Here is a 24,464-nt window from a genome sequence, read left to right on the forward strand (position 1 = left end):
AGGAGGGTATTTATTTTATATTTATTTAGGATGGTTACCGAATGGAACCGTCACTATGGCGCAAATATTTCTGCATTATACCATTTCTACTCATTAAGAGTTATTTCGCATATGGGGAGGAGGATAGCAGAGATGATGTAATTTATCTCTTACATAGTTAAGAGATGGAATGGTGTTTTTGCAAATACGTACATAGGGTATGACTTATGTTATTATAGCTATATAGTTTAAATCGTATTGGTTTAATAGTTAAGGTGTAATATGAAAAATATAAATCAAGGGGAGGCTGAGACTCTCCTTAATGAGTGCCCGAATAGTATTGATTCTGCCTGTGAGCTTGCATATGCTGAATCACAAGCGAGGAGAGAGAAAAATTCACAGCTTATCTTGGAGAAGTTCTTAGAAAAATATAGTGATGAATTGAATGATGTTGAAAAAGCTAAAGTTTATACTAATTTGGCTTTTTATTATAATGATGAGGGCAATATAAAAGAATATGAGTATCTATCTGCAGCTGTAAAGTTAAATTCTCCATATATAGAGACCTACCGAGGGCTGGCTTTGTATCATTTCTCATCTTATGCAGATAAGGGCTCAGTAGAGGAATTGGAGAGAAGCTTACTGACTTATGAAAAGGGACGAAGCATATCATATAATTATGAAATGAACTTTGGCCGTGCCGTATGTTTATTTGAACTCAAAGAATATGAAAAAGCAAAGACCATATTTTTGCAGTTACTTGAAAACTATCCAAATAGAATGCGATTATTTCTTTGTATAGCTTATTGTGATGTGTATTTAGGAAATAAAATCCAATCCCTTGATTATTTGAAGAAAATTAAGATTGGTGGAGATCCTACATATCAGCGAGATGATGAAATTTGGGAGTTTGATATCTTTAACGCCTATTATGTATTAGATGAGTACAAGTTATTCTTAGAAGAATGTGAAAAGGCTAAAAGCACTTGTGACTTAAATTACGGCCCTTATTATTTTGGCCTTTGGACTATGAACCAACATGACCAATTCTATCTAGAAGTGATCAAACAACGAACAGAAATACTAGCATGTATTGAAGATGTAAAAATAGATGATGACTTTGCGAGTGAAGAAGAGAGGCAAGAGTATCTCCAATGTTGGGAAGATGATTTAGAAAGCCTAAATATATTAGAGCATAAGATTAAATATGAAAACTATAAGCCTGTGGTTGAACTAAAACTATGGCCCATATATGACTGCTATTTGATAGACTAACTCTCAGAATAAATTTTGGTATAACCTTAGGCAGCTTTGTATGGTTCTAAATCGGCATAGAAATAAAAGAGGCAACGTCGACGACGTTGCCTCTTTTATTTCTTGGTTTTATTTATCAGCCACAACGAGTTTATATCCATTCAAGTGAATGTTACTGCCTGTTGTGTCTTCGTTAGTTAAGGATTTTACATAGCTATCGCCTGTGAGTGTCCAGATAGAGTCTTTGCTGAGTTTAAGTGTAATTTCTTTAGCTGTGTTGTCTGTGTTTACAGCGCCTACGAGGCTAGATCCATTAGTCATGTCCAGTGCGACAGTACTGATGGAGTCGGCTACGATGTTACCGTTAAGTTCTTGATTGGATGCGCGGAGTGTGAGGTGGCCACCGTTTTCCCCAGTTTTACCCCACCGGGAGTCTGCTGCAGCTTTCACGAGTGTCGTAGTATTTGGCATTACAATCGTGTTGCCTGTAAGGTCCGCTTCGGCTGTGGTGTTGTTTACATAGATGAATGCACCTGTACCATGAGTTGTGAGTGTGTTATTTTCCGCTTTTAAACGAGCGATACCGCTTTCAGCATCACCGGAGAAGCTTTGGTATAGCATGAAGCCATTATCTTGGTATCCTGTAACATTAGAGTTCGTAAGGGTAATAGAGTTTTTACCTTCTACGACACCAATTTCACTCTTGTTAGCTACGCCATTCACATTGTTAGCTGTAATATTGCCAGTGGAGTAGATAACAGGACTGCCTGAACCAGATGTAGTAAGTTTAGCTGCTTCTGCAGTAATAGTACCTTCGCCACGGTCTGTAGCGAGTGTAGCAGAGTGAGCCCCTTCAGTAGTAATGGTTAAATTTTTGCCGTTTACAGTGCCTTTATAGGTTGCATCTAAGCCGCGAGAGGAATCACCTTTTGTGTGAATATTAGTATTCTCTACGTTGATAACAGATCCTTCGCCAGTGGCAAATACTCCATTAGAGCCAATACTATTAGATGTAATATTACTATTTTTAATGCTCGTTTGACTGCCTTCGATGCCGAGCACTACTGCATTTTGTCCGCGGAAATTACTGTTGTCATCATTTGTGGTGTTACCCTGTTTATCAAATACGCTGCTATCGATGGTGATAGTGGCTTTGTTTTTGCCGATGAAAGAATTTTGGTTGCTTGTAGTATTATCAAATCGTTGGTGTTCGAATGTTTTGCTTTCACTAATAACAGATGTACCTGTGAAAGTATTAGGATTAGCTTCCTTATGAGGCGTTGGTTCATTAATTTCGCCTGTCTTTACATCATCAGGTCTAGGTACATCATTTTTAGGTGTATCAGTATTAGGTGCATCAGCCTTAGGGGCAGATATGCTTTGTGGTGGAACATTAGAATGTACTGGTTCTGCACCAAAGGTAGGGGCGAATGCGAGTGCTGCGAGGGCGCCGCCCGCTAAAGCTGGAACGATGAAACGTCTTAAAGTTTTATAATTACGTGAATGTGTCATATATAATAACCTCCAAATATTTATTGCACGATAAAATCAAATTGTGTAAAATTAAGATTGTAAGAAGTATAGTAATTATCTGTGAAAATAGTATGAATGATACATGGGATTTATAAACAAATATTAACCGTGATGTTTAGATATGTCGATGAGGATATCTTGCTTTCACCATTACTTATCACGTATAATATAGATTGGTATATGATGTATACTATTAAGATCTGCCGTATCTTATAGAAAGGAGTTCCCTAATTCGTAAAGGCGAATAGCGCAAGTACCCGCGAAGGCAGTCGTTAGGGTAGACGAGGTGAAGAGTAATCGAATCATCAGCGGATGCTCTTCCGGCATATTCATGTCGTAACAGATATTAAAAAGCCCATTGGTAACGATGGGGACAAAGTGTATCTGAATGAATTGTATTCAAATACTATTTGATACATAATTTGAACATTAACTTAGATTGTTAAGTTAGAATAGTAATTTGTTAGCCTTAGTTGTTGGCTGGGGCTAGAAATACCCCCAGTTATAGGAGGATATACTTATGTGCGGTATCGTAGGATACATTGGCTTTAATCAAGCATCTGATTTCTTGTTGGACGGTATGGCGAAATTAGAATACCGTGGTTATGACTCTGCAGGTATTGCTGTTATCGGCCCTGAAAATGTTATTAAAATTCAAAAGAAGGTTGGCCGTCTTGCTAATCTTGAGGCGATTGTAAAAGCAGATCCTAATGAAGGAACTATAGGTATTGGTCATACTCGTTGGGCTACTCATGGTCGTCCATCCGACATGAACGCCCACCCTCATGTATCTGAAGATGGTAAATTTGCTGTTGTACATAACGGCATTATTGAAAACTACATGCCTTTAAAAGAAGAGCTCATTGAAAAAGGGTACCATTTCAAATCTGAAACTGATACAGAAGTAGTAGCTCATTTATTAGAAGATATGTATGATGGCGATTTTGTAGGCACAGTACGTCGCATGCTAGCTCGTGTTGATGGTGCGTATGCTCTTGAAATCATCTGTGCTGATGAGCCAGATAAAATCATTTGTACTAAAAAAGAAAATCCATTGGTTATCGGTCTTGGCAAAGGTGAAAACTTTGTAGCATCCGATATTCCAGCTATCATTAACTACACACGCGATACATACATCTTGAGCGATGGTGAATTAGCTATCGTAACTCGTGATAATGTATCCGTATTCGACCGTGAAGGTAACCCTGTTGATAAAGAAGTATTCCATGTTAACTGGAATGCGGAAGCAGCAGAAAAAGGTGGTTATGAACACTTTATGTTGAAAGAAATTCATGATCAACCTAAAGCTGTACGCGATACATTCGGTACGCATATCTCTGAAGATGGTAAAACAGCCATCTTTGATGAGTTAAATTGGACTGCTGAAGATGTAGCAGCTTTCAATAAAATCCTCATCGTTGCATGTGGTACAGCATACCATGCTGGTCTTGTAACAAAACAATATATTGAAAACTTGGCGCGTATTCCTGTAAGTGTGGAAATCGCATCCGAGTACCGTTACAGCAATCCATTGACTGATGACAAAACATTATGTATCGTTATCAGCCAATCTGGTGAAACATCTGATACATTGGCTGCTTTGAAAGAGGCTAAACGCCTTGGCGCTAAATCCTTAGCGATTACAAACGTAGTAGGTTCCAGTATCTCTCGTGAAGCAGATAACACTGTGTACACATGGGCAGGTCCTGAAATCTCTGTAGCATCTACAAAAGCTTACACTACTCAATTAGTAGCAGGCTTGTTGTTCGCTGTATACCTTGGCCAATTAAATGGCAAAATGAATCCAGTGTTAGGCGAAGAAATTCTTAGCGGTGTTAAAAACTTGCCTACATTGATTCATGAAATCTTTGAAGTAGACGAAGATATGAAAGCCTTTGCAAAACATTATGGCTTCAAATCTGATGCGTTCTTCTTGGGCCGTGCTATCGACTATGCAGTAGCAATGGAAGGTGCTTTGAAATTGAAAGAAATTTCTTACATCCATGCTGAAGCATATGCTGGTGGCGAATTGAAACATGGTACATTAGCTCTTATTGAAGAAGGCGTACCTGTTATCGCATTGGCTACACAAGAGGATGTATACGATAAGATGATCAGCAACATCCGCGAAGTAAAAGCGCGTGAAGCGGTTGTAATCGGTATCGGCATGAAAGGTGATGAAGAATTATCTAAACACGTAGACCATACAATCTATGTTCCTCGTGCGAATAAATTCATCGCTCCTATCCTTGCTGTTGTACCATTGCAATTGTTAGCGTACTACGCAGCGATTACACGCGGCGCAGATGTAGATAAACCACGTAACTTGGCTAAATCTGTAACCGTAGAATAATATATATAACCAACAGTGCTTCGGCACTGTTGGTTTATTTCAATATAGGGAGACTATTATGGCAGTTATATTTTCCGGCATCCAACCAAGTGGTGAGTTAACACTTGGTAACTATTTGGGGGCTTTACGTAATTTCTTAGACTATCAAGATACTGACGAATGTTATTATTGTATCGTTAACCAACATGCGATCACTGTACCGCAAGATCCAAAAGAGTTATTCCAAAATACTCGTAATTTGGCTGCGTTGTACCTAGCGGTTGGCCTCGATCCTAAAAAGGTAACATTGTTCGTACAATCCGAAGTACCTGAGCATGTTAAACTCGGTTGGGTTATGCAATCTATCAGCTATGTTGGCGAATTAGAGCGCATGACTCAGTACAAAGATAAGTCTCAAAAGCAAGGTGACTCTATTCCTACAGCATTGCTTACGTACCCACCATTGATGGCGGCAGATATCTTGTTATATGGTACAAACTATGTTCCTGTAGGTGAGGACCAAAAGCAACATCTTGAGTTGACTCGTAATTTGGCAGAGCGTTTTAACCGTAGGTTCGGTGAAACTTTCGTAGTGCCTGATATCAAGGTAGGCGAAGGTGGTGCTCGCGTTATGAGCTTACAAGAACCAACTAAGAAAATGAGTAAATCTGATGATAACCAAAATGCTACCATTCGCCTTTTGGATGCACCAGATTTGATCGTGAAAAAATTGAAACGTGCTCAAACTGACTCTGATAATGCAGTGCGTTACGATAAAGAAAACAAACCGGGCATTTCTAACTTGATGGGCATTTACCGTGCTATCACAAAAGACAGCTATGAAGCTATCGAAGAAATGTATGCTGGTAAAGGTTATGGCGTATTCAAATCCGATATTGCAGACCTATTAGTGGCAACTCTTGAGCCAATCCAACAACGTTACAATGAATTGATTACAAGCCCTGAACTCGATGTCATTCTCGATGAAGGTGCTGCTAAGGCTCATGTTAAAGCAAGTCAAATGTACCGTAAAGTTGAGCAAGCTATGGGCTTGTGCCGTAAATAAAATCATATAGTAGACTTTCAATTTGTGAGGTAAGCCATGACGAAACAAGAGGCAATGGAACGCTTTTCATCAGGTGCCGTACAACAGAGCTTAGAAATACATCGTGGAATCCAGTGGACTGGACGCATCGTCGGTCTATTGGTGTGCGTGTTAATTGTGAAATATTTGCCGTCCGATTGGACTGAGCGTATATTGTATTATCTGTTGTTACTTCTTATATTGTGGACCCTTCATAGATTAGGTGAAAGTCAAGCTTTTATCTGTGAAAAGGGCCTCGTGTTGAAACGTAGGCCTTTTTCTTTTATAGAATACTTTCACAGTCTCTTTCATGGGGATGAATATTTTGTCTTTGTAGATTACGAGCATATTATTGGGTTTACCGAAGGTTGGCGTGAATTGCAGGCTATGAATGGTCATGGTGGTATTTATGTCATACCCTTAGACCTTGCGCAGGTAGGGTATAAAGATAAAATGGCCATGATTGAAGCTATTAATAAGCATTCAAATCTTTAAAATATAGGTTATACAAATGCTTTATCCTTACAACAGATGATATGTAATATTAAGAAATTAAGAAAATTCAAAAATTCATCAAATTAGCTATTTACAACTTTAACGAACTAAAGTATAATACAATCATCGGGTACAGACATGAGTTCTGTACAGCATATAATAGCAAGTAGTTAAAGGTGTAATACACCGTGGAGGATAGTTATGAATTGGAAGAAAATGATGGCCGTTGGCCTTGCAGCAGTATCTATGATGGTATTTGTAACGGGTTGTGGTAGCGATACTAAAACCGCTAATAAAGAATTGCCTAAAAAAATCGTTATCGGCTTAGATGATAGCTTCCCTCCAATGGGCTTTAAAGATGATAAAGGCGAAATCGTAGGTTTAGATATCGATATGGCTAAAGAAGCGGCTAAACGTGCTGGTATGGAGGTAGAGTTCAAAGCTATTGACTGGTCCAGTAAAGAAGCTGAGTTGAAATCTAAAAAAATTGACGCTTTATGGAATGGCTTAACAGTATCTCCTGAACGTGAGAAAAATATTTTGTTCTCCAATCCATACATGAAGGATAAACAATACATCGTTGTTCGTAATGATGATGACTCCATCAAATCCAAAGCTGATTTGGCAGGTAAAGTAGTAGGTGTTCAACAAGCTAGTACTGGTGAATCTGCATTACAAAATGATCCAAGCGGTAAAACTGTGAAAGAAACAAAATCTTATGCTGACTTCGTAAGTGCTTTCATGGATCTTGGTATTGGTCGTGTTGATGCAGTTATCTCCGATGGTGTTATCGCTCGTTACCTCATGACAAAAGAACCTGGTAAATACAAAATCGTAGACGGTACTGATTACGGTGTTGACAACTTCGCTGTTGGTTTCCGTAAAGATGACACTGCATTACGTGATAAAATCAATGGTATCTTAGCGGACATGAAAAAAGATGGTACTGCTGATAAAATCGTTGAAAAATGGTTGGGCTCTAGTGCAGACCTAGATAAGAGCGATGCTAAATAGTACAATTCGTGATATACTAATAGTACTATGGTCAGTATGTACAACAGATAATTAAAGAACGAAATGTACACTAGAGAAGAGGCCAGATGCCTCTTCTCTAGTCGTGTTTTGAAGGAGTATTCCATGTTAGATTATTTATTGCAGATTATCCCAACCATCGCTGATGGTTTAAAGGTAACCGTATCGCTCTTCTGTATTGTATGGATTTTATCCATTCCTGGCGGTATCTTACTTGCTTTGGTACGTCTATCTAAATTTACAGTGCTCGACAAAATTGTTGAAGCTTTCGTATATTTGATGCGCGGCACACCATTAATGCTACAAATTTTATTCGTTTACTATGCATTGCCTATCATTACAGATGGTGCGGTACAAATGGATGATGCTACAGCCGCTGTTCTTACATTCGTATTAAACTACGCCGCTTATTTATGTGAAATTTTCCGCGGTGGTATTCAATCCATTTCTCGTGGTCAGTACGAAGGGGCAAAGGTTCTTGGTTTTACCTATGCTCAAACAATGCGTAAAATCATCTTACCTCAAATGTTTAAACGCGTATTGCCTCCACTTGCGAACGAAACAATTAACTTGTTGAAAGATACGTCTCTTGTATACGTATTGGCTATGAATGATATCTTGCGTATTACAAAATCTATCGTACAACGTGACTTTGATATCTCTGCCTTTTTAGTGGCAGCTTTATTCTACTTGATCTTTACCTTTATTTTGACAAATATCTTCAACTACTTAGAAAGACGATTTGCTGTATATGAAGATTAATCTATTCTGTAGTAGTGTGTCGTAGATATAGATGTAGTTGTTTGAGGGGCTATAGCACTATTTAAGACTACAACTATTTAGTTAATACGACGATGTAAGAGGTACTTATGACATTTGTAAACATGGAGCGTATTGAAAAACGCTTTAACAATCAAACTGTATTGCGCGATGTATCGCTCAAAATGAATAGAGGGGAAATCGTTTCTATCATCGGCCCATCTGGCTCTGGTAAATCTACATTCCTGCGTTGCTTAGGTCAATTGGAGACCATTGATGGTGGTTCTATTACTGTAGATGGTACAGTTCTTGCTAGTACAGATGCTAATGGCACTGTGAACTATGCTAGCCAAGAAACACAACATGACTTGCTATTACGCATGGGTATGGTGTTCCAATCTTTCAATTTATTCCCTCATATGACGGTGCTTGATAATATTATGATCGCACCGCGCATGGTAAAAGGTATGAAAGATGATGAGATTTTACCAATTGCAGAGCGACTACTTAATAAAGTTGGCCTATGGGAAAAGCGCGATATGTATCCATCCCGTTTATCTGGTGGTCAACAACAACGTGTGGCCATTGCTCGTGCATTGGCGATGAATCCAGAAATCATGCTATTTGATGAGCCTACATCAGCCCTTGACCCAGAATTAACTGGTGAGGTTCTTAAGACCATAAAACAGTTGGCTGATGATCATATGACGATGATTATCGTAACTCATGAAATGAACTTTGCTCGTGAAGTATCCGACCGTGTCATCTTCATGGCAGATGGTGTTATCCAAGAGGAAGGTACACCAGAACAAATTTTCAACAATCCACAGAACGATAGAACGAAAGCGTTCTTGGAGAACATGTTATAGGAGGTCTTATGAAGTTACGTTTTATGGCTGCAACATTGGCTGTCATGGCTATGAGCACGACCTCTATTATGGCAGAAGGTTTACAAGGCACACCTGGAACTCCGATGGCTATCGTAGATTCCCAAAAAGACTCTGCCTCTATTTTGCCAGAGCAGTATAAATCGTATGCAACTACGATGAATACGGTGGTCAAGGACTATAAAAATGGCTATACCTTTACGATTCCATGGCGTGTAGCTGATGGTGTTAAGATAGATATGGATGTGCGTAGTGAAAGTGAGCATATTCAAGGCTATTCTTTCAACCTAGCGGGTCCAACGCAAGATGATTCCTATACTGTATCTTTCACAAAACGCAATAATACACCGCAAGACGGGGTATCTCAAAAGGAATGGAATACGACTTGGTATGGTGTGCCAATCAAGGGTATGTCTGATGAAGAGTACTTGAGCATCTGGCGTCAGCATAGTAATGTCTTTGAAAACAACGATATCGTTGGGGGCTTCTTCACAAAGAAAGGGGCTACATCAGCGCGTTGGGATAAAACAACACCAAAATCGTATGCTGAAATGACATCTACAGAGCCTGTTCAATCTGTATTTGAAGCGGAATTTATCATGGATAAGGATCCAACACATCGCTATAATTTGGTGAGTACCTATGCACCTATTCAAGGGGAATTCATGGAACAAGGCTTGATGGAGCATACAATTCCATCCTTTGAATTACTAAATAAATCTGGTTCTAGTACAATCAAAGGTGTTAAGCAGTTTATTTCTGGCACAAGTGATATCAGTGTAGCTGAAGGCATTAAATTTACCTATCCAAAAGGCTTTACCCGTCTAAATGAAAAGGGTAAAATTGCTTTCGCTAAGCATAATGTTCGCCTCGATATTGAATCCTTTACAATACCAGTACAAGCGGTTAGCACAGGTATGCCTACCATGATGGGCAAACAAATGCTAGGTGATTATTACCTTAAACAATTGGTTGAGGTAAATAAGGCAACGATTACACGTTATGAAACACATATTATCGATGGTAATGTAATGTTCTACTTGGCAGGTCATATGAAGAACCCGAATACGGCTGATACATCTGTAGCAGCACCGGTATCTTTTGCTGCTACTATTATCTTAGGTAATGAAGGCAATGTAGCTGTGGCTCGTATGATTGGTCCTGCAGGTACTAGCCTTACTACACCGGAACTTATCGATGTGCTAGATGGATTCAAATTGACGACTACACTGAATACAAACCAGTCATCACAAGTTTTATAATATACACATAATATTCTTTTATTTGTATAAATCTGTATAATTTGTGCTATAATAAAAAAAGAAATCCTCTAGAAAAAGAGGAGTTTTCCTTGCTGGTCTAGAATATAATACTATAGGCTAAACGATCTTTGATCATATCCCCTTTGAGGGATTAGAAATAGGAGGGGTTATTATGGTTACCTACAAAACTATTGTCGTACCTACTGATGGTTCTGAAAATGCTAAACGTGCGTTGGAACATGCTCTCGCTGTAGCGGACCGCAACCATGCTGAATTGATTGTTGTTCATGTTGCAAACATCGTGTCTGCTATTTCCAATTTCGATCAAACACCAATTTCCGGTGGTTACGTATCTGAACAAATTGCAGAAGATATGGAAGAAACTGGTAAAGAAATTCTTAACGATGTAGTGAAAGAAATTCCTACAGGCGTAAAAGTTAAAAGCGTATTCGAAGTTGGTTCTCCTGGTCCTGCATTGTTAGCAGTAGCTAAAAAATACAATGCTGACCTTATCGTAATGGGTAGCCGTGGCCTTGGTCCATTGAAAGGCTTATTCATGGGTAGCGTAAGTAGCTATGTAACTAGTCACTCCACTTGCCCTGTATTAATCATTAAATAATTCATATCCTGTACAGATATGATACAAAAAGAGACTTTGTTGTAACAAAGTCTCTTTTTTATAGCGTAAAAATGATATAATATTTATATGTATACTCTTCAGGTTTACAAATGATTGAGAATAAAAGATATGTTATATGATAACTACTGAATAGATATGAATATTGAAATAGTATATGGGGGACTATATGAGCGACAAACAAGAATCATTGCTAAAGCTAGCAGAGCTGTTTAAAATCTTGGGTGACCCTACACGCCTTAAAATAGTAGAATTATTATTAGAAAACGAAATGTGTGTAAATCACATTGCCGAAACAATGGGGATGGGACAATCTGCCATCTCTCACCAATTGCGCGTATTGCGCCAAGCGCGTCTTGTAACCTATCGCAAGGAAGGGAAAACTGCATACTACTCTCTAAACGATGATCACGTAGAAGGTCTCGTAAGAATGGGGATGGAACACGTATCTCATCAATAGTTATATAGCTGTATTGCATACTATTTGTCTAATTTGATTAGGGATATACAAAAGTACTCATGATATACATATCCTCTAAAGATATATAAAGTTAAAATATAAGAAAAGGAGCCGTTTATACGGCTCCTTTTTGTATAGGTATAGTAGTATTAATATAATGGGAAGAGGTAATAGGCTATAGTAATGAATAGTGGCATGGTTAATGCTGATAGTATGGTTGTACCCATTACAATTTGTGTAGCGTACTCTGGATTGTTTTTCATTTCAATAGCGATGAGGGCCATATTGATGGCTGTTGGTACGCTATAGGTAATGACAATCGTTTGGGCTGCAATCGGATGCATAGGACCATAGAACATTATAAATAATATAGTAATGACTGCAGCAATAAGAGGACTTACGATGAGACGTAAGGATGTAGCAAGCATAACATCTGCCTTAAAGAAGTTTAATGGCGTTCTGTTAATCTGCACCCCTAAAGCGATCATAGCAACGCCTACAAAGGCATTAGCAAAGATTTTAAGTGGTGCAAAGAAGAATAGACCGTGTAAATCAAATGGTAAGAGCTGGCAAAGTAATGCAAGTGGTATAGCATATACCATAGGCATATGGAAGACTACGCTTAACGCATCTTTTGTGCTTAATCGCCCAGCGCCAGCTTGGTAGAAGCCATAGGTATTACTCGTAATGGTCTGTATAATCATAATAGATACGACGCTGACAAGACCTAAATCAGCATAGGGGGTTGCGCCATCGATGACGTAAGGCACATTAGTAAATACAAAGATGGCAAGGGCGATGCCCATATTGCCAACGTTGTTGAACATAACGCAGTTCTTTAATGTGGCGATTTTTGCTACATCATAACCTTGTATTTTGCCGACTACACCTGAAAGTATAGAGTTCAGTATGAGTACAACTAGTGCACAAAATACAATTTCTAACGTACCTGATGTAAATTTAGCTTCATACATGGCTCTAAATACAAAGGTGGGTAATAATATGTAGAAGTTTAGTTTACTCAGTGTATATAGATCTAGTTTAAATTTTCTATCCAATATAAACCCTACGCCTATCAGTATAAAGATAGGAATCATAGAGTTCATAAATATATGTCCTATTAGCTCGAATATATTCATTATCTCACCTAGAGTTTCTTATTAATTTAGTATGGATTTAATGTATAGTATTATCATACCATAGTATGTATTGTTCGGGGCTTAAAAGTTTTATCCATTATGATTTCTTATGGTATTCATCAGAAATATATATGCAAAATGTGAGTTTTTACATACATATTAATTAACAAATATATAGTATAATATGAATATATTGTATATTTAGTTTGTTCTTTGAACGTGTCTCTACGGTGAGTAACCATAGCTTTCACAGTGTGGAGTCCAAAGGGATGCACAGGAGGAATTATGAAACGAATTCTATTAGTATTAATGAGCGTTTTCATGCTAGCCTTGTTAGTGGGGTGTGGTAGTGACACAAACAAAGCAGCAGATTCTGCTAAACCAAGCACATCTGAAAAGATTACTGTACAAGCGGCAGCGAGCTTGAAAGGTGCTCTTACTGAATTGGCAGAGTCCTACAAAAAGAGTCATAACTTATCAGACGACCAAATTGCTATTAACTTTGCTGGTTCTGGCACATTGCGCCAACAAATTGAACAAGGCGCACCAGCTAGCTTATTCATCTCTGCTGACGAAAAGAATATGAAAATGTTGCAAGACAAAGACCTTGTAACAGATGTTAAACCATTTGTAACTAATGAATTAGTTCTTGTAGTTCCAAAAGGCCAACCTAAAATTGAATTAAATCAAATTGCTTCTGTTAAACGTATCGTTTTAGGTAATCCTGAAACAGTACCAGCTGGTAATTATGGTAAACAAGTATTAACAAAATTAGGTGTTTGGGAACAAGTTGAACCAAATGTAGTATATGCTAAAGACGTAAAAGCTGTAACAGCATCCATTAGCCAAGGTGCTGGTGATGCGGGCTTTATCTATAAAACAGATGCTATTGCTGCAGGTGATGCAGTTCAAATTTCTGCTGTAACACCGGCAGATTCCCATGATCCAGTTATTTATCCAATCGGTATCATTAAAAAATATGACAACGCATTGGCAAAAGACTTTTACCAATATGTAATGAGCCCCGAAGGCCAAAAAGTATTAGAAAAATACGGTTTCTCTCCTTCTAAATAAGAGTTAAACGCTAGCTTTCAGGGCTAGCGTTTTCTTATGATACAATATAGATATTATTATGAATATGTTAGACATACATTTTTACATGCTATATGATGCAAATAAGTAAATCATTTTAAAACTAGATGTATTTTTATTATTACTGACTTTAGTCTTATTGATAGAAAGGGGGAGTGGCATGAGTCCATTTTGGCTATCCTTGTGGGTGGCGAGCATTGCTCTTATCATTGTAATTATTACTGGCTTAGGAGCTTGTTATTGGATGAATCGCTGTAAGTGGGGCGGTATGGCTATTTTAGATGCCCTAATTACGTTGCCCCTTGTATTGCCACCAGTGGTTGTTGGTTTTGCTCTTCTCATGGTATTTACTCCAGGATATGCGTTCGGTGCGTGGCTCGAAGCTCATGGCATGAGTGTAGTCTTTGCCGCTTCTGGTGCAGTCGTTGCCTCTTCTGTTATTGCATTCCCCCTATTTTATCAAACGGTACGCTCAGCGTTGCAGTCCGTCGATCATAATATGGAGGACGTAGCGCGTACATTGGGCGCTTCAGAATTGCGTATATTCTTTACCATATCTGTGCCTCTTGCATGGAAAGGTATTTTAACAGGTAGCATCTTGGCGTTCTGCCGTGCCATGGGGGAATTTGGTGCTACCATCTTGATTGCTGGTAATATTCCGAAGGTAACGCGCACTATGCCACTAGCTATTTACTCTTACGTAGAGGCTGGGCAGTACATGGATGCCTTTGAGCTTGTTGTATATATTTGTGTTCTTACATTGGCATTGTTGAGCGGTATTCACCTCATTACGAAGGGGTCCTTGTTCCGCCATACAGAGAATAATTAGGAGGTTCTATGATTACATTTTCCTTTACTGTAGCTAGACCTTCTGTGACTGTGAAAGCTGATGGTGCACTGCCTTCGGGCATTACTGTTCTCACTGGTCAGTCCGGTAGTGGTAAAAGCACCTTTATCAAATGTATTGCAGGTCTTGTAAAACCTACAACTGGCAGTATTCAATGTGATGAAACGACGTGGGTAGATCGAGATAAAAAGATATGGGTGCCTGCTCAAAAACGGCAAGTAGGCTATATGCCACAAGGTAATATTGTATTTCCTCACTTGTCTGTAGAGAGTAATATTACCTATAGTAAACGAGGTACACCTGAGATGTGTGATAAATTGTTACAACGTTTAGGTTTGGAGAAATATCGAAAAACGAAGGCGGGCAGTTTATCTGGTGGTGAGCAACAACGGGTTGCACTGGGCCGCGCGCTCTACTCAAAACCGACTATTTTGCTCCTTGATGAGCCTTTATCTGCACTCGATTGGAATTTACGAAAACAAGTGCGTGAAGATCTTGTTTCTATCATTCGTGAATGGGATGTACCTTGCGTATGGGTGACTCATGATGAAAGCGAAGTAGAAGCTGTAGGCGATAGACATTGGATATGTGAAAATGGGCAAATCACTATCCCTTAATAGTAAAATACCTTCATAAGCATGATCGCTTATGAAGGTATTTTGGTTTTACTGTTATTTTATTTCGACGGATGAATTCACTGTTTTACTTATATATCCAACGATAGCGGTTACTATGAAGGCCATAGCAAAAGATGGCAATGTAGCACCTATCGTGCTTTCACTATGTAACATATAGTGATATAAGCCAACGGATACAGCCCAAATGAGACCTCTTACGAGATAAGCCGATAGTGTTTGTACTTGTTGATGATTAATGAAATAGTCGGCCAATAGAATGGCTATCATCGGTGCAAATACAGAGCCAATGAGGTATAGGAAGTCTGTAATATCATCCATTGGATATAGGATAGCCGCAATAGTTCCGACGATTGTAACGATAACGGCGATGCCTTTACTGGAGGCTCCGCTATAGATGGTCGTACTAGATACGCCTGCAGAGTATGCGTCCATAAAGGTTGTAGTTACGGTAGAGAAGATGATAACGATGAGGCCAGCTAGACCTAGGCCTGCATTCATCATGATGGTAATGATAGAGTCGCCACCGCCAAAGATAGCGGCGCTAAGACCTAAGGTGTACATAACAATACTTGTTATAGTGTAGACTGTTGCACTTGTCAGTGATGCGGAGAAAGGCTGTTTACTTTCACGAGTATAATCGCTGATGAGAGGTAACCAAGATAATGGCATAGCAATAGATAGTTCAAGAGCTGTCATAAAATTCATATTTCCGCTAGTGACAAGGCTACTTTCACTAGGCCATTGAGCTATCATGTGAGCGCCCATGTAGATGGTGAGACCTAGTAGTAGAACAGAGACGATGGCTTGAATATAGCCAGTATTGTGGAGGCCGATGAAAAGCCACAGGATGACGAGGGCCCCTATAGCTGTGGTCCAAATCATAGGGGATAGAGGTGCTAGCTCTTGTAAGGCGAGCATCGCATCGTAAATCATGATGCTCGTCCAACCGATGAGTTGCAGCATATTTAAAAAGGCAAAGCCCTTAGCCCCTAGGGGGCCAAAGCTGAAGGCGGTAGTATTCATACTGCCTTGTCGCAATCGCCCACCGATGAGACCAGCTCCAAAGAGTAATATACCGCCGATGATATGCCCCAGTATGATAGCATATAGTCCTTGGGTGAGACCTAAGGGGGCCAGATAGGTTCCCGTCATAATTTCCGCTATGGATAGCGCGGCACCGAACCATATCATGGCGAACTGTGGTTGTGTAATGTGTGTGTCTTTCATACGTCCTCCTAGCCAGGAAGTCATAGAAAAAGCCGAGCTCAAAGGAACTCGGCTATTAATCCTCTATGTTCCCTACGTTGGCATTATCCAAATCAGGTTATGGGTTAAAGCATTAGCTTACTCTCAGCCCACTCGTGTGAGCACCCCGTTATGGCTTCATTATAGGCGGTTAATAGGAAACAGTCAAATCTTTTGTTGCATAGATTGTATAATAATGTTATAACTAGAGTATAAAAATATATTGCCACTAGGGGTGCTTTTGCTGAGATTGACCATTCAAAACCCTAGACCTGATCCAGATAATACTGGCGTAGGGAAGTGGAGTGAAACATAATACTAAACTATTACGAGACCATTCCATTTGGAGTGGTCTTGTTTTTATATATTTGGAGGTATTATGAAAAAACTGATTATTGCTAGTATATGTGTGGCCTTAGGTGTCGTGTTATCCACAACGTCTATTCCTGTTGGGCCGGCTCGTATCTTTCCATTTCAACATATGATTAATGTCATCTTAGCCGTTGTGGTGGGGGCAAGATTTTCAGTAGGTGCTGCTTTTAGTACATCTTGTTTACGTAATATATTAGCACTAGGCTCTCCATTGGCATTTCCTGGTAGCATGATTGGCGCTTGGCTATCTGCGTATTTATATAATCGTTATCATGCGATTTGGGCAGCAGCTCTAGGTGAAATCATCGGTACAGGCCTCATTGGTGCTCTTGTAAGTTATCCGATTGCTCATTTCCTATTAGGTAAACCATTGGCATTGTTGACCTTGATTACATCCTTCTCTATGAGCTCTGTGGCGGGTGCATGCATCGGCTTCGTAGTATTACAAATCTTATCTCGTCGTCATCTATTTCACAAGGAGGCATAATGAAACTACATACTGCACTAACAATTGCTGGTACTGATCCGAGCGGTGGCGCTGGCATTATGGCTGATTTGAAATCTTTCCAAAGCCGTAACGTATATGGTATGGCTGTTGTTACGTCCGTAGTGGCCCAAAATACAACAGGTGTACATCATGTAGAACATCTATCCTTAGAAAGCATAGAGAAACAGTTACACGATGTGTATTCAGATATTGCGCCTCAAGCCGTTAAGACGGGCATGATTGCGTTACCGGAAATGATGGACCTCATCTATCCTTATGTGAGCAAGGATATTCCGTACGTAATGGATCCTGTTATGATTGCTACCAGCGGTGACCGACTCGTATCAGATGAGGCGGTGAATTTCTTAAAATCTAAACTCATTCCTACTGCCACAGTTATCACCCCTAATCGCAGTGAGGCTGAGGTCTTAGCTGACATGGCTATTGATTGTGAAAGCGACATAACAACGGCAGCCAATCGTATCTTACAGGAATTAGGACCACAAGTTGTCATCATTAAAGGTGGACATATTGGAGACGATGCAACGGACTATGCTTTCACCAAAGATGGTAGTGTACGTACTTGGACGAGCCCTAAATACGATACGGTGCACACACATGGTACGGGCTGTACCTTCTCTGCAGTTATTACGGCAGAACTTGCTAAAGGGCGTGACGTAATTGACGCCATTGGTACTGCGAAGGACTATATTGCTCTTGCAATTAAGCACAATCCAGCACTAGGATATGGCTGTGGTCCTGTTAATCATATGGCTTATGGACTCTTATCTAATGGACCTGAAACGATGGATGAGCTCTTGAAAAATGATGAGAGGAGATAGTGATATGACCTATGAAAATCCATATATGAATAGTCAAATTTGGCCTAATCTAAATATATTAGAGACATTGCGTCAGAGAAATCCTCTTGTTATTTGCATTACTAATGATGTGGTACGTACCTTTACGGCCAATGGTTTACTAGCCATTGGTGCATCGCCTGTGATGAGCGAATGCAGTGAAGATTTAAAAGACCTCATCGTTCATGCATCGGCTTTACTCATCAATATTGGAACGCTTACGCCAGATAAGGTTAGTTACTATAAAGAGGCTATAAAACTAGCGAAGGTTCATGAGGTTCCAGTTGTACTTGATCCTGTAGGCTGTCATGCGGGAGCTTACCGATTGTCGGTAGTATTAGACTTGATTAAGACCGCTTCTATTTCGTTATTGCGAGGCAATCAAAGCGAAATCAAAGCTATTTATGATGCTTTAAATCCCGATGATACGGCTAATAATTCTACTACAGGCAAAGGTGTAGATGGCGCACAAGTTGAGGATAGTGCTGTTATCGCATATCGTCTAGCGCGCCTTATCAACTGCCCCGTTGTAGCTACTGGCGAAGAGGATTATGTTTCTGATGGAACTCGGGTGTTTGCCGTACCGCATGGTCATCCTATTATGACAGCTGTAACGGGAACAGGCTGTCTATTAGGGGCTGTATTGGCGGCTTTCTTTAGTGCTTATTATCCATGTAAAAACAGACTATCTATCGGTGAGTTTCTCGCCTATGCATTGGCTTACTATGGTTTAGCCGGTGAAAGTGCAGTGCAGGTAAGTGGCGTAAAACCTGGTAGCTTTAGTGTAGCCTTTATGGATGCCTTATATTCTCTTGGTGATGCGGTGCTTAAGTCCGAGAATCGTATACGTCCTCTAGTTGTGCCGGATCAATTAGAAGTATATTTCATCAGTGGTACGCAAGATGTGGAATTGAATGAAAATCGATTACTCTCTATCGTAGAGGATGCTTGTCGAGGCGGTGTGACTTGTTTCCAATTTAGAGAAAAGGGCGCAGGTACTTTAGTGGGGCAACAGAAACTAGAGTTAGCCCAACAGTTAAAACAAATCTGTGCTAAGTACAATGTACTCTATATTATTAACGATGATGTAGACTTAGCAGTAGCTGTTAATGCTGATGGCGTTCACGTAGGGCAAGAGGATATGAGCCTAGAATCCGTTCGTAATCTTGTAGGCCATAAGGTGGTTGGCATCTCCATTCACTCCGTGGAGGAACTTCATAAGACTGATATAATCTATGCTGACTGTGTAGGTGTAGGTCCTATGTATGCTACAAGTAGTAAACCTGATGCACAAGAGCCATGTGGACCGGAGCGTGTCGCTGAACTACAAGCAGAAGGCTTGACCTTACCATGTGTTGGTATTGGGGGCATTACCTTAGATAATGTAAAACCTATACTAGAAGCAGGAGCCTGTGGTGTTGCCATCATATCTGCGATAGCCCATGCAGATAATCCTTATGAAGCAGCCCAACAGTTTAAGCATTTAGTAGATAGAGCACAACCTTAATAGCAAATAGAACACAAAAAAAAGACGATGACCTAAGTCATCGTCTTTTTGTTAAGGAAGTTGTTAGTACTTACTGTAAGATTATATTGTACTTACAGGTGTGTTTAATTTAAATCTGTACTTACAGGTTGTTAGTTTAGTTAGTGTCGTACTTACAGATTAGATGGATTCCACGAAACGGTGGAAGAAAGCTTGTGGGTGAGCACATACTGGGCAAACTTTAGGAGCTTCTTCACCAATGTGTACATAACCGCAGTTAGCGCAGATCCAAGCAACTGGTTCATCGTTAGTGAATACTTTGTTACCAGATACTTGAGCTGCTAATGCAAGGTAACGAGCTTCATGACGAGCTTCGATTTTACCAACTTCGCGCATTTGGTAAGCGATTTTAGCAAAGCCTTCTTTTTCAGCTTCGTCAGCGAAATCTTTGTACATTGTAGTGTGTTCGTAGTTTTCGCCAGCTGCTGCATCACGAAGGTTAGCTTCGATATCGGAAGATACGTCGCCACCATGAAGAGCTTTGAACCACAATTTAGCATGTGCGGATTCGTTGTGAGCTGTTTCTTCGAAATAATCAGCGATTTCGTTCATGCCAGCTTTACGAGCTGCTGCTGCGTAGAAAGTATATTTTTGGAATGCTTGGGATTCGCCAGCGAATGCTGCTTGAAGATTTTTTTCAGTGTTAGAACCTTTTAATTCTGCCATTTTAATACTCCTTTGTACTTACGATAATTTTCAAATTTGTTACTTAACTTATATATTCATAACCACTTGGTTGTGAATTCAAATAATAGAATACTTATTCTACAATTTTCGTGGGCGACTTCGCCTTAGTAAGAAAACTTATTCTTAGATTAAATAGACACTTGCCTAACTCTTAAAATAGTACTTACTGATTTGTGTTTTTCGGCACTTGCCGTCTTAACAGTTTTATATACAATGTGTTATCCGTATACTTAACGAATAATCATTGTTGACTATATTGTAACATACTAAATGAGAAATGCAAGTGTTTTTGTAAAATTTATTTCGAAAATTTTCTAAATGATAAATATTATCAATGTAGTAAAAATGCGGTTTCTTAAAGACTGAATAGTATAGGATTTATAAAAATAGCCGATTTTGATATTGAGAATGATAACTAAATGAAAAATCATTATTGATTAGATATTGATAACCTTTTCGTTAAATGTACTAATAACTACCCATAAAATGACTATATAACTATAGAATTATGATATGTTTATAGAACTTTGTATTTCTTGTATAATAAGTATATAAATACTAAACGTTGTAAAAGGAGGCGCTATGGCATTTGTTAGATATTACGTAGGCGATGTGGTAAAGATGAAAAAGTCACATCCTTGCGGCAGTGATGAATGGGAAGTCAAACGGATTGGCACAGATTTCCTCATTGTATGTAATGGCTGTGGTCATCAACTGTTGATGCCGCGCCCGAAATTTGAAAAGGCAGTTAAGAAAATCGTATCTAGATTGCCAGAGAATGAATAAGGGGGACATATGGTACGACTCACTGATTATGTAACAAGTGGGGGCTGTGCGTGTAAGATTGGGCCTCATATATTAAATCGCGTTTTAAAATCTGTGACACCTGTTACAAATGAACATGTGCTAGCAGATATGACGGGTGCTGACGATGCAGGTGTTTATAAAATCTCAGATACACTAGCGTTAGTACAAACCCTAGATTTCTTTACACCTATGGTTAATGATCCTGTTTTATTTGGCAAAATTGCAGCGGCTAATGCGTTAAGCGATGTGTATGCTATGGGCGGGACCCCTTTAACGGCCATGAATATTGTTGGGTTCCCTGTGCCTCTAGTGGAAGAAGGGGTCTTAACAGATGTATTAAATGGGGCTGGATCCATTGTGGCTGAATCTGGTGCTGCTATCGTTGGTGGCCACAGCATTGAAAATAAAGAGCCTATCTTTGGTATGTCTGTAACAGGACAAGTGCATCCAGATCGAATTTGGAAAAATAAAGGTGCTAAAGTAGGGGATGTACTGGTATTGACCAAGCGAATTGGTACGGGCATTATGAATAATGCTCTAAAAGGCGATTTATTCCCTATAGGTACTAAGCAGGCTGTGACTAGTATGAGTACATTAAATCGCGTAGGGGCAGAGGTAGCACATAACTTTACTGTTCATGCTTGTACAGATGTAACAGGATTTAGTTTGATGGGGCACTCCGTAGAAATGGCGAGCGCTTCCGATGTGACCATTCATATCAAAGCTTATGATATCCCGCTCTTCGATGATGTCATTGAGGCAGCTCAAATGGGCTTAGTACCTGCTGCATCCTATGGTAATCGCAAGGCCATAACGGATGTACAAGTTGATGACGTATTAGATCCAGTGTGGACGGATATTCTGTTTGATCCACAAACCTCTGGGGGCTTACTGTTCTCTGTTCCTGCTAGTGAGGGCGATAAACTCGTTGAGGCACTGCGTGAGGCCGGTATCGACTGTGCCGGTATTATTGGTACTGTTGAAAGCTTTAGTGGCTTAGCGGTACGTGTTACAGAATAAAATCATAAATAATAATTTTGCTACTGTTGGCATAGATATAGAATTAAATTATTATTAGCTGATAGCTGATAGCTGATAGCTGATAGCTGATAGCTGATAGCTGATAGCTGATAGCTGATAGCTGATACTTTTACAAAATATATAATGTATATAATATAGAGGTGTATGATGAGCAATACAAAAGAATTAATTGTAGATGTGCGTGGTAGCTTGTGTCCAAAACCTGTAATTGAAACTAAGAAGGTGAGTGATGCGAATCCGAGTGCTGTCATTACTACTATTGTAGATAATGAGGTTAGTCGCGATAATGTAGAAAAATTTGGTAAGTCTCGAGGTTATGGTGTAGCTATCCGTCAAGATGGCAAGGATTTCTATCTCACTATGACGCCAAATGCAAATCCCGTGCCAGAAGCGAGTTGCGAACCGATGAACTATGGTAACCGTGTTATCTTGATGACAAAAGATTATCTTGGTGAAGGTAGCGAAGAGCTCGGTAGAAATTTGATGAAAACCTTCTGGGTATGCATGGTAGAAGCAGATGTGAAACCATCTAAGATCTATTTCATTAATAGTAGTGTCAAGATGGTAACTAACGATTCTGTTCATTTGGAAAATATTAAAAAGCTAGCTGACGCAGGTGTGGAAATTGCAGCCTGTGGGATTTGTCTCGATTTCTATGGTGTGAAAGAAAACGTTGGTGTCGGTAGTATTACGAATATGTATGCTATTACAGATGCTATCCTTGGTGACAATATTGTTAAGCTATAATGTTAGCAGCTTATTTTGATATATTGATTTAGAGTTATTGGTTTAGATTAGATTTTTTATTTCGATCATTAATAGTTTAGGTGAAAGAAATCTAATCGTATCGATTGTGGTAGGAGGTGAGGTATTGGAAAATAAAAAATTACTTGTCGTTTTTACATCTTATTATTTTGGGGATAAAGCAGATAAGTTATTAACAGAATTAGAGGTGCCTCATCAATTGATGGCCACACCTCCAGAACTTTATGATATGTGTGGTTTGTCTATTCAAATAGAACCGAATATTGTTGAGCAGGCTCAGACTATTTTAAAAGAACATAAGATTAGTACGTCAGGACTTTTTTGGTATGAAAAAGGGGAGCTGGCTGTACCATATAAAGACTAGACTATGTCTAGTCTTTTGTGTTTTATGATGCATTTCATATGATTAGTATGGATATTATGGTAGTATAAGCATATGATATTTTTATCACTTATGGAGGTATATATGAGCAAATATGAAATAGAAAATGTAAAATTAACGGCTCCTAAATTGGATCGTAAAGATTTAGAATATGCTATGACATATCGTTATGCATGTAAGAAGTTTGATAGCAAGAAGAAAATCTCTGAAGAAGACTGGAATGCAATTTTAACAGCAGCTCGCTTGGCACCAACATCCCTTGGTTTTGAACCTTATGAATTGTTAGTCATCCAAAACCCTGAAATTCGTGAAAAAATGAAAGCTCATGGCTGGGGCATTCAAGCAGGTCTTGAAGCAAGTCATTTTGTAGTGTTCTTAACACGCAAAAAGGTAGACTTAGAATTTGATTCCCCTTATGTTCGTCATATTCAAGAGGAAGTTAAACAATTACCTGCAGAAATTGATGCAGCATATCGTGAAAAATATGCCCAATTCACTACAAGCGATTATAAAACATTTGAATCTGAACGCGCTGCCTTTGACTGGGCTTCTAAACAAGCGTATATCGTTATGGCAAATATGATGACGATGGCTGCTTATGAAGGTTTAGATTCTTGTCCATTAGAAGGCTTTAACCAAGACGATATGACTGCACTATTAGGCGATGAACTAGGCCTCTTCGATACGAAACATTTTGGTATTTCCGTAATGGCTGCTTTTGGCTACCGTGATGAAGAACCTCACCGTAATAAAACACGTCGTACATTAGATGAAATTGTAACAGTAGTTGAATAATAAGAACTATAACATAAGAAAAGGAGGTCCCTTAAGGGACCTCCTTT

25 protein-coding genes and 2 riboswitches are annotated in these 24,464 nt (G+C 39.3%); of the genes, 21 read left to right on the top strand and 4 right to left on the bottom strand.

Features of this window, described 5'->3' with window-relative positions:
* The first annotated feature begins 261 nt into the window (after positions 1-261).
* Positions 262-1,254, top strand: a complete 993-nt coding sequence (locus VRHSUH10_RS07970) for a tetratricopeptide repeat protein (protein ID WP_005387754.1) — start codon at positions 262-264, stop codon at positions 1,252-1,254.
* 108 nt (positions 1,255-1,362) lie between these two features.
* Here VRHSUH10_RS07970 and VRHSUH10_RS07975 read toward each other — a convergent pair whose 3' ends face one another.
* A complete protein-coding gene (locus VRHSUH10_RS07975) occupies positions 1,363-2,745 on the bottom strand; it encodes a hypothetical protein (RefSeq protein WP_105090138.1) in 1,383 nt (460 codons plus the stop codon).
* Positions 2,746-3,286: 541 nt separating this feature from the next.
* Between VRHSUH10_RS07975 and glmS the strand changes: the two genes are divergently transcribed.
* The 9 genes from glmS to VRHSUH10_RS08020 all read left to right on the top strand — a co-directional run bounded on the left by glmS (position 3,287) and on the right by VRHSUH10_RS08020 (position 11,714).
* Positions 3,287-5,119: a glutamine--fructose-6-phosphate transaminase (isomerizing) gene (glmS, locus tag VRHSUH10_RS07980; protein ID WP_105090139.1), complete on the top strand. Its 1,833-nt coding sequence runs from the start codon at positions 3,287-3,289 to the stop codon at positions 5,117-5,119.
* Between the two features lie 58 nt (positions 5,120-5,177).
* Complete coding sequence (gene trpS / locus VRHSUH10_RS07985; protein ID WP_105090140.1) at positions 5,178-6,164, top strand: tryptophan--tRNA ligase; 987 nt, start codon at positions 5,178-5,180, stop codon at positions 6,162-6,164.
* Positions 6,165-6,200: 36 nt separating this feature from the next.
* Positions 6,201-6,677, top strand: a complete 477-nt coding sequence (locus VRHSUH10_RS07990) for a hypothetical protein (RefSeq protein WP_105090141.1) — start codon at positions 6,201-6,203, stop codon at positions 6,675-6,677.
* A gap of 201 nt (positions 6,678-6,878) precedes the next feature.
* A complete protein-coding gene (locus VRHSUH10_RS07995; RefSeq protein ID WP_105090142.1) occupies positions 6,879-7,691 on the top strand; it encodes an amino acid ABC transporter substrate-binding protein in 813 nt (270 codons plus the stop codon).
* A 123-nt stretch (positions 7,692-7,814) separates the two neighbouring features.
* The gene (locus VRHSUH10_RS08000) at positions 7,815-8,471 is read left to right on the top strand and encodes an amino acid ABC transporter permease (protein ID WP_005387763.1); all 657 of its coding nucleotides are present in this window, start codon (positions 7,815-7,817) and stop codon (positions 8,469-8,471) included.
* A gap of 107 nt (positions 8,472-8,578) precedes the next feature.
* Positions 8,579-9,337 carry an amino acid ABC transporter ATP-binding protein gene (locus VRHSUH10_RS08005; RefSeq protein ID WP_060923854.1) on the top strand — a complete coding sequence of 253 codons (759 nt, stop codon included), beginning with the start codon at positions 8,579-8,581 and terminating at the stop codon, positions 9,335-9,337.
* Positions 9,338-9,345: 8 nt separating this feature from the next.
* A complete protein-coding gene (locus VRHSUH10_RS08010) occupies positions 9,346-10,617 on the top strand; it encodes a hypothetical protein (protein ID WP_105090143.1) in 1,272 nt (423 codons plus the stop codon).
* A gap of 172 nt (positions 10,618-10,789) precedes the next feature.
* Positions 10,790-11,236, top strand: coding sequence for a universal stress protein (locus VRHSUH10_RS08015; RefSeq protein ID WP_005387768.1), 447 nt, complete (start codon positions 10,790-10,792; stop codon positions 11,234-11,236).
* 187 nt (positions 11,237-11,423) lie between these two features.
* A complete protein-coding gene (locus VRHSUH10_RS08020; protein ID WP_024063797.1) occupies positions 11,424-11,714 on the top strand; it encodes a metalloregulator ArsR/SmtB family transcription factor in 291 nt (96 codons plus the stop codon).
* A 149-nt stretch (positions 11,715-11,863) separates the two neighbouring features.
* Here the strand turns inward: VRHSUH10_RS08020 and VRHSUH10_RS08025 are convergent, their stop codons facing one another.
* On the bottom strand, positions 11,864-12,853 hold the full coding sequence (locus VRHSUH10_RS08025) for an AEC family transporter (RefSeq protein WP_105090144.1): 990 nt from the start codon (positions 12,851-12,853) through the stop codon (positions 11,864-11,866).
* A 285-nt stretch (positions 12,854-13,138) separates the two neighbouring features.
* Here VRHSUH10_RS08025 and modA point away from each other — a divergent pair, with 285 nt between their 5' ends.
* From modA to VRHSUH10_RS08040, 3 genes are all read left to right on the top strand, one after another.
* On the top strand, positions 13,139-13,927 hold the full coding sequence (gene modA, locus VRHSUH10_RS08030; protein WP_105090145.1) for a molybdate ABC transporter substrate-binding protein: 789 nt from the start codon (positions 13,139-13,141) through the stop codon (positions 13,925-13,927).
* Positions 13,928-14,105: 178 nt separating this feature from the next.
* Entirely contained in the window at positions 14,106-14,774 is a 669-nt protein-coding gene (gene modB, locus VRHSUH10_RS08035) for a molybdate ABC transporter permease subunit (RefSeq protein ID WP_105090146.1), read from the top strand.
* Between the two features lie 8 nt (positions 14,775-14,782).
* Positions 14,783-15,409: an ATP-binding cassette domain-containing protein gene (locus VRHSUH10_RS08040; protein WP_105090147.1), complete on the top strand. Its 627-nt coding sequence runs from the start codon at positions 14,783-14,785 to the stop codon at positions 15,407-15,409.
* A 54-nt stretch (positions 15,410-15,463) separates the two neighbouring features.
* Here the strand turns inward: VRHSUH10_RS08040 and cytX are convergent, their stop codons facing one another.
* A complete protein-coding gene (gene cytX / locus VRHSUH10_RS08045; RefSeq protein ID WP_105090148.1) occupies positions 15,464-16,657 on the bottom strand; it encodes a putative hydroxymethylpyrimidine transporter CytX in 1,194 nt (397 codons plus the stop codon).
* Positions 16,658-16,709: 52 nt separating this feature from the next.
* Positions 16,710-16,815: riboswitch (TPP riboswitch) on the bottom strand.
* A gap of 81 nt (positions 16,816-16,896) precedes the next feature.
* Positions 16,897-16,991: riboswitch (TPP riboswitch) on the top strand.
* 63 nt (positions 16,992-17,054) lie between these two features.
* On the opposite strand from cytX, the gene thiW reads away from it, so the two are divergent.
* Genes thiW through thiM form a run of 3 tightly spaced genes read left to right on the top strand, consistent with a single transcriptional unit; the run spans position 17,055 to position 19,901 of the window.
* Positions 17,055-17,534: an energy coupling factor transporter S component ThiW gene (thiW, locus tag VRHSUH10_RS08050; RefSeq protein ID WP_105090149.1), complete on the top strand. Its 480-nt coding sequence runs from the start codon at positions 17,055-17,057 to the stop codon at positions 17,532-17,534.
* The gene (thiD, locus tag VRHSUH10_RS08055; RefSeq protein ID WP_105090150.1) at positions 17,534-18,376 is read left to right on the top strand and encodes a bifunctional hydroxymethylpyrimidine kinase/phosphomethylpyrimidine kinase; all 843 of its coding nucleotides are present in this window, start codon (positions 17,534-17,536) and stop codon (positions 18,374-18,376) included. Before thiW ends, thiD begins: the two co-directional genes overlap by 1 nt.
* Positions 18,377-18,380: 4 nt before the next feature.
* On the top strand, positions 18,381-19,901 hold the full coding sequence (gene thiM / locus VRHSUH10_RS08060) for a hydroxyethylthiazole kinase (RefSeq protein ID WP_105090151.1): 1,521 nt from the start codon (positions 18,381-18,383) through the stop codon (positions 19,899-19,901).
* Positions 19,902-20,060: 159 nt separating this feature from the next.
* On the opposite strand, the gene rbr is transcribed toward thiM, so the two are convergent.
* Positions 20,061-20,606: a rubrerythrin gene (gene rbr / locus VRHSUH10_RS08065; protein WP_105090152.1), complete on the bottom strand. Its 546-nt coding sequence runs from the start codon at positions 20,604-20,606 to the stop codon at positions 20,061-20,063.
* Positions 20,607-21,209: 603 nt separating this feature from the next.
* Here rbr and VRHSUH10_RS08070 point away from each other — a divergent pair.
* The 5 genes from VRHSUH10_RS08070 to VRHSUH10_RS08090 all read left to right on the top strand — a co-directional run bounded on the left by VRHSUH10_RS08070 (position 21,210) and on the right by VRHSUH10_RS08090 (position 24,417).
* Complete coding sequence (locus tag VRHSUH10_RS08070; RefSeq protein WP_004693828.1) at positions 21,210-21,413, top strand: DUF951 domain-containing protein; 204 nt, start codon at positions 21,210-21,212, stop codon at positions 21,411-21,413.
* A gap of 9 nt (positions 21,414-21,422) precedes the next feature.
* Positions 21,423-22,454 (top strand): selenide, water dikinase SelD, encoded by a 1,032-nt coding sequence (gene selD / locus VRHSUH10_RS08075; protein WP_105090153.1) that lies wholly within the window; start codon positions 21,423-21,425, stop codon positions 22,452-22,454.
* Positions 22,455-22,622: 168 nt separating this feature from the next.
* Positions 22,623-23,222, top strand: coding sequence for a sulfurtransferase-like selenium metabolism protein YedF (yedF, locus tag VRHSUH10_RS08080; protein ID WP_105090154.1), 600 nt, complete (start codon positions 22,623-22,625; stop codon positions 23,220-23,222).
* 124 nt (positions 23,223-23,346) lie between these two features.
* Entirely contained in the window at positions 23,347-23,604 is a 258-nt protein-coding gene (locus tag VRHSUH10_RS08085) for a DUF3343 domain-containing protein (RefSeq protein WP_105090155.1), read from the top strand.
* Positions 23,605-23,706: 102 nt separating this feature from the next.
* On the top strand, positions 23,707-24,417 hold the full coding sequence (locus VRHSUH10_RS08090; protein ID WP_105090156.1) for an NAD(P)H-dependent oxidoreductase: 711 nt from the start codon (positions 23,707-23,709) through the stop codon (positions 24,415-24,417).
* The last annotated feature ends 47 nt before the right edge of the window (positions 24,418-24,464 follow it).

This window comes from Veillonella sp. T11011-6 (genome assembly GCF_002959755.1).
Taxonomy (GTDB): Bacteria; Bacillota; Negativicutes; order Veillonellales; family Veillonellaceae; genus Veillonella.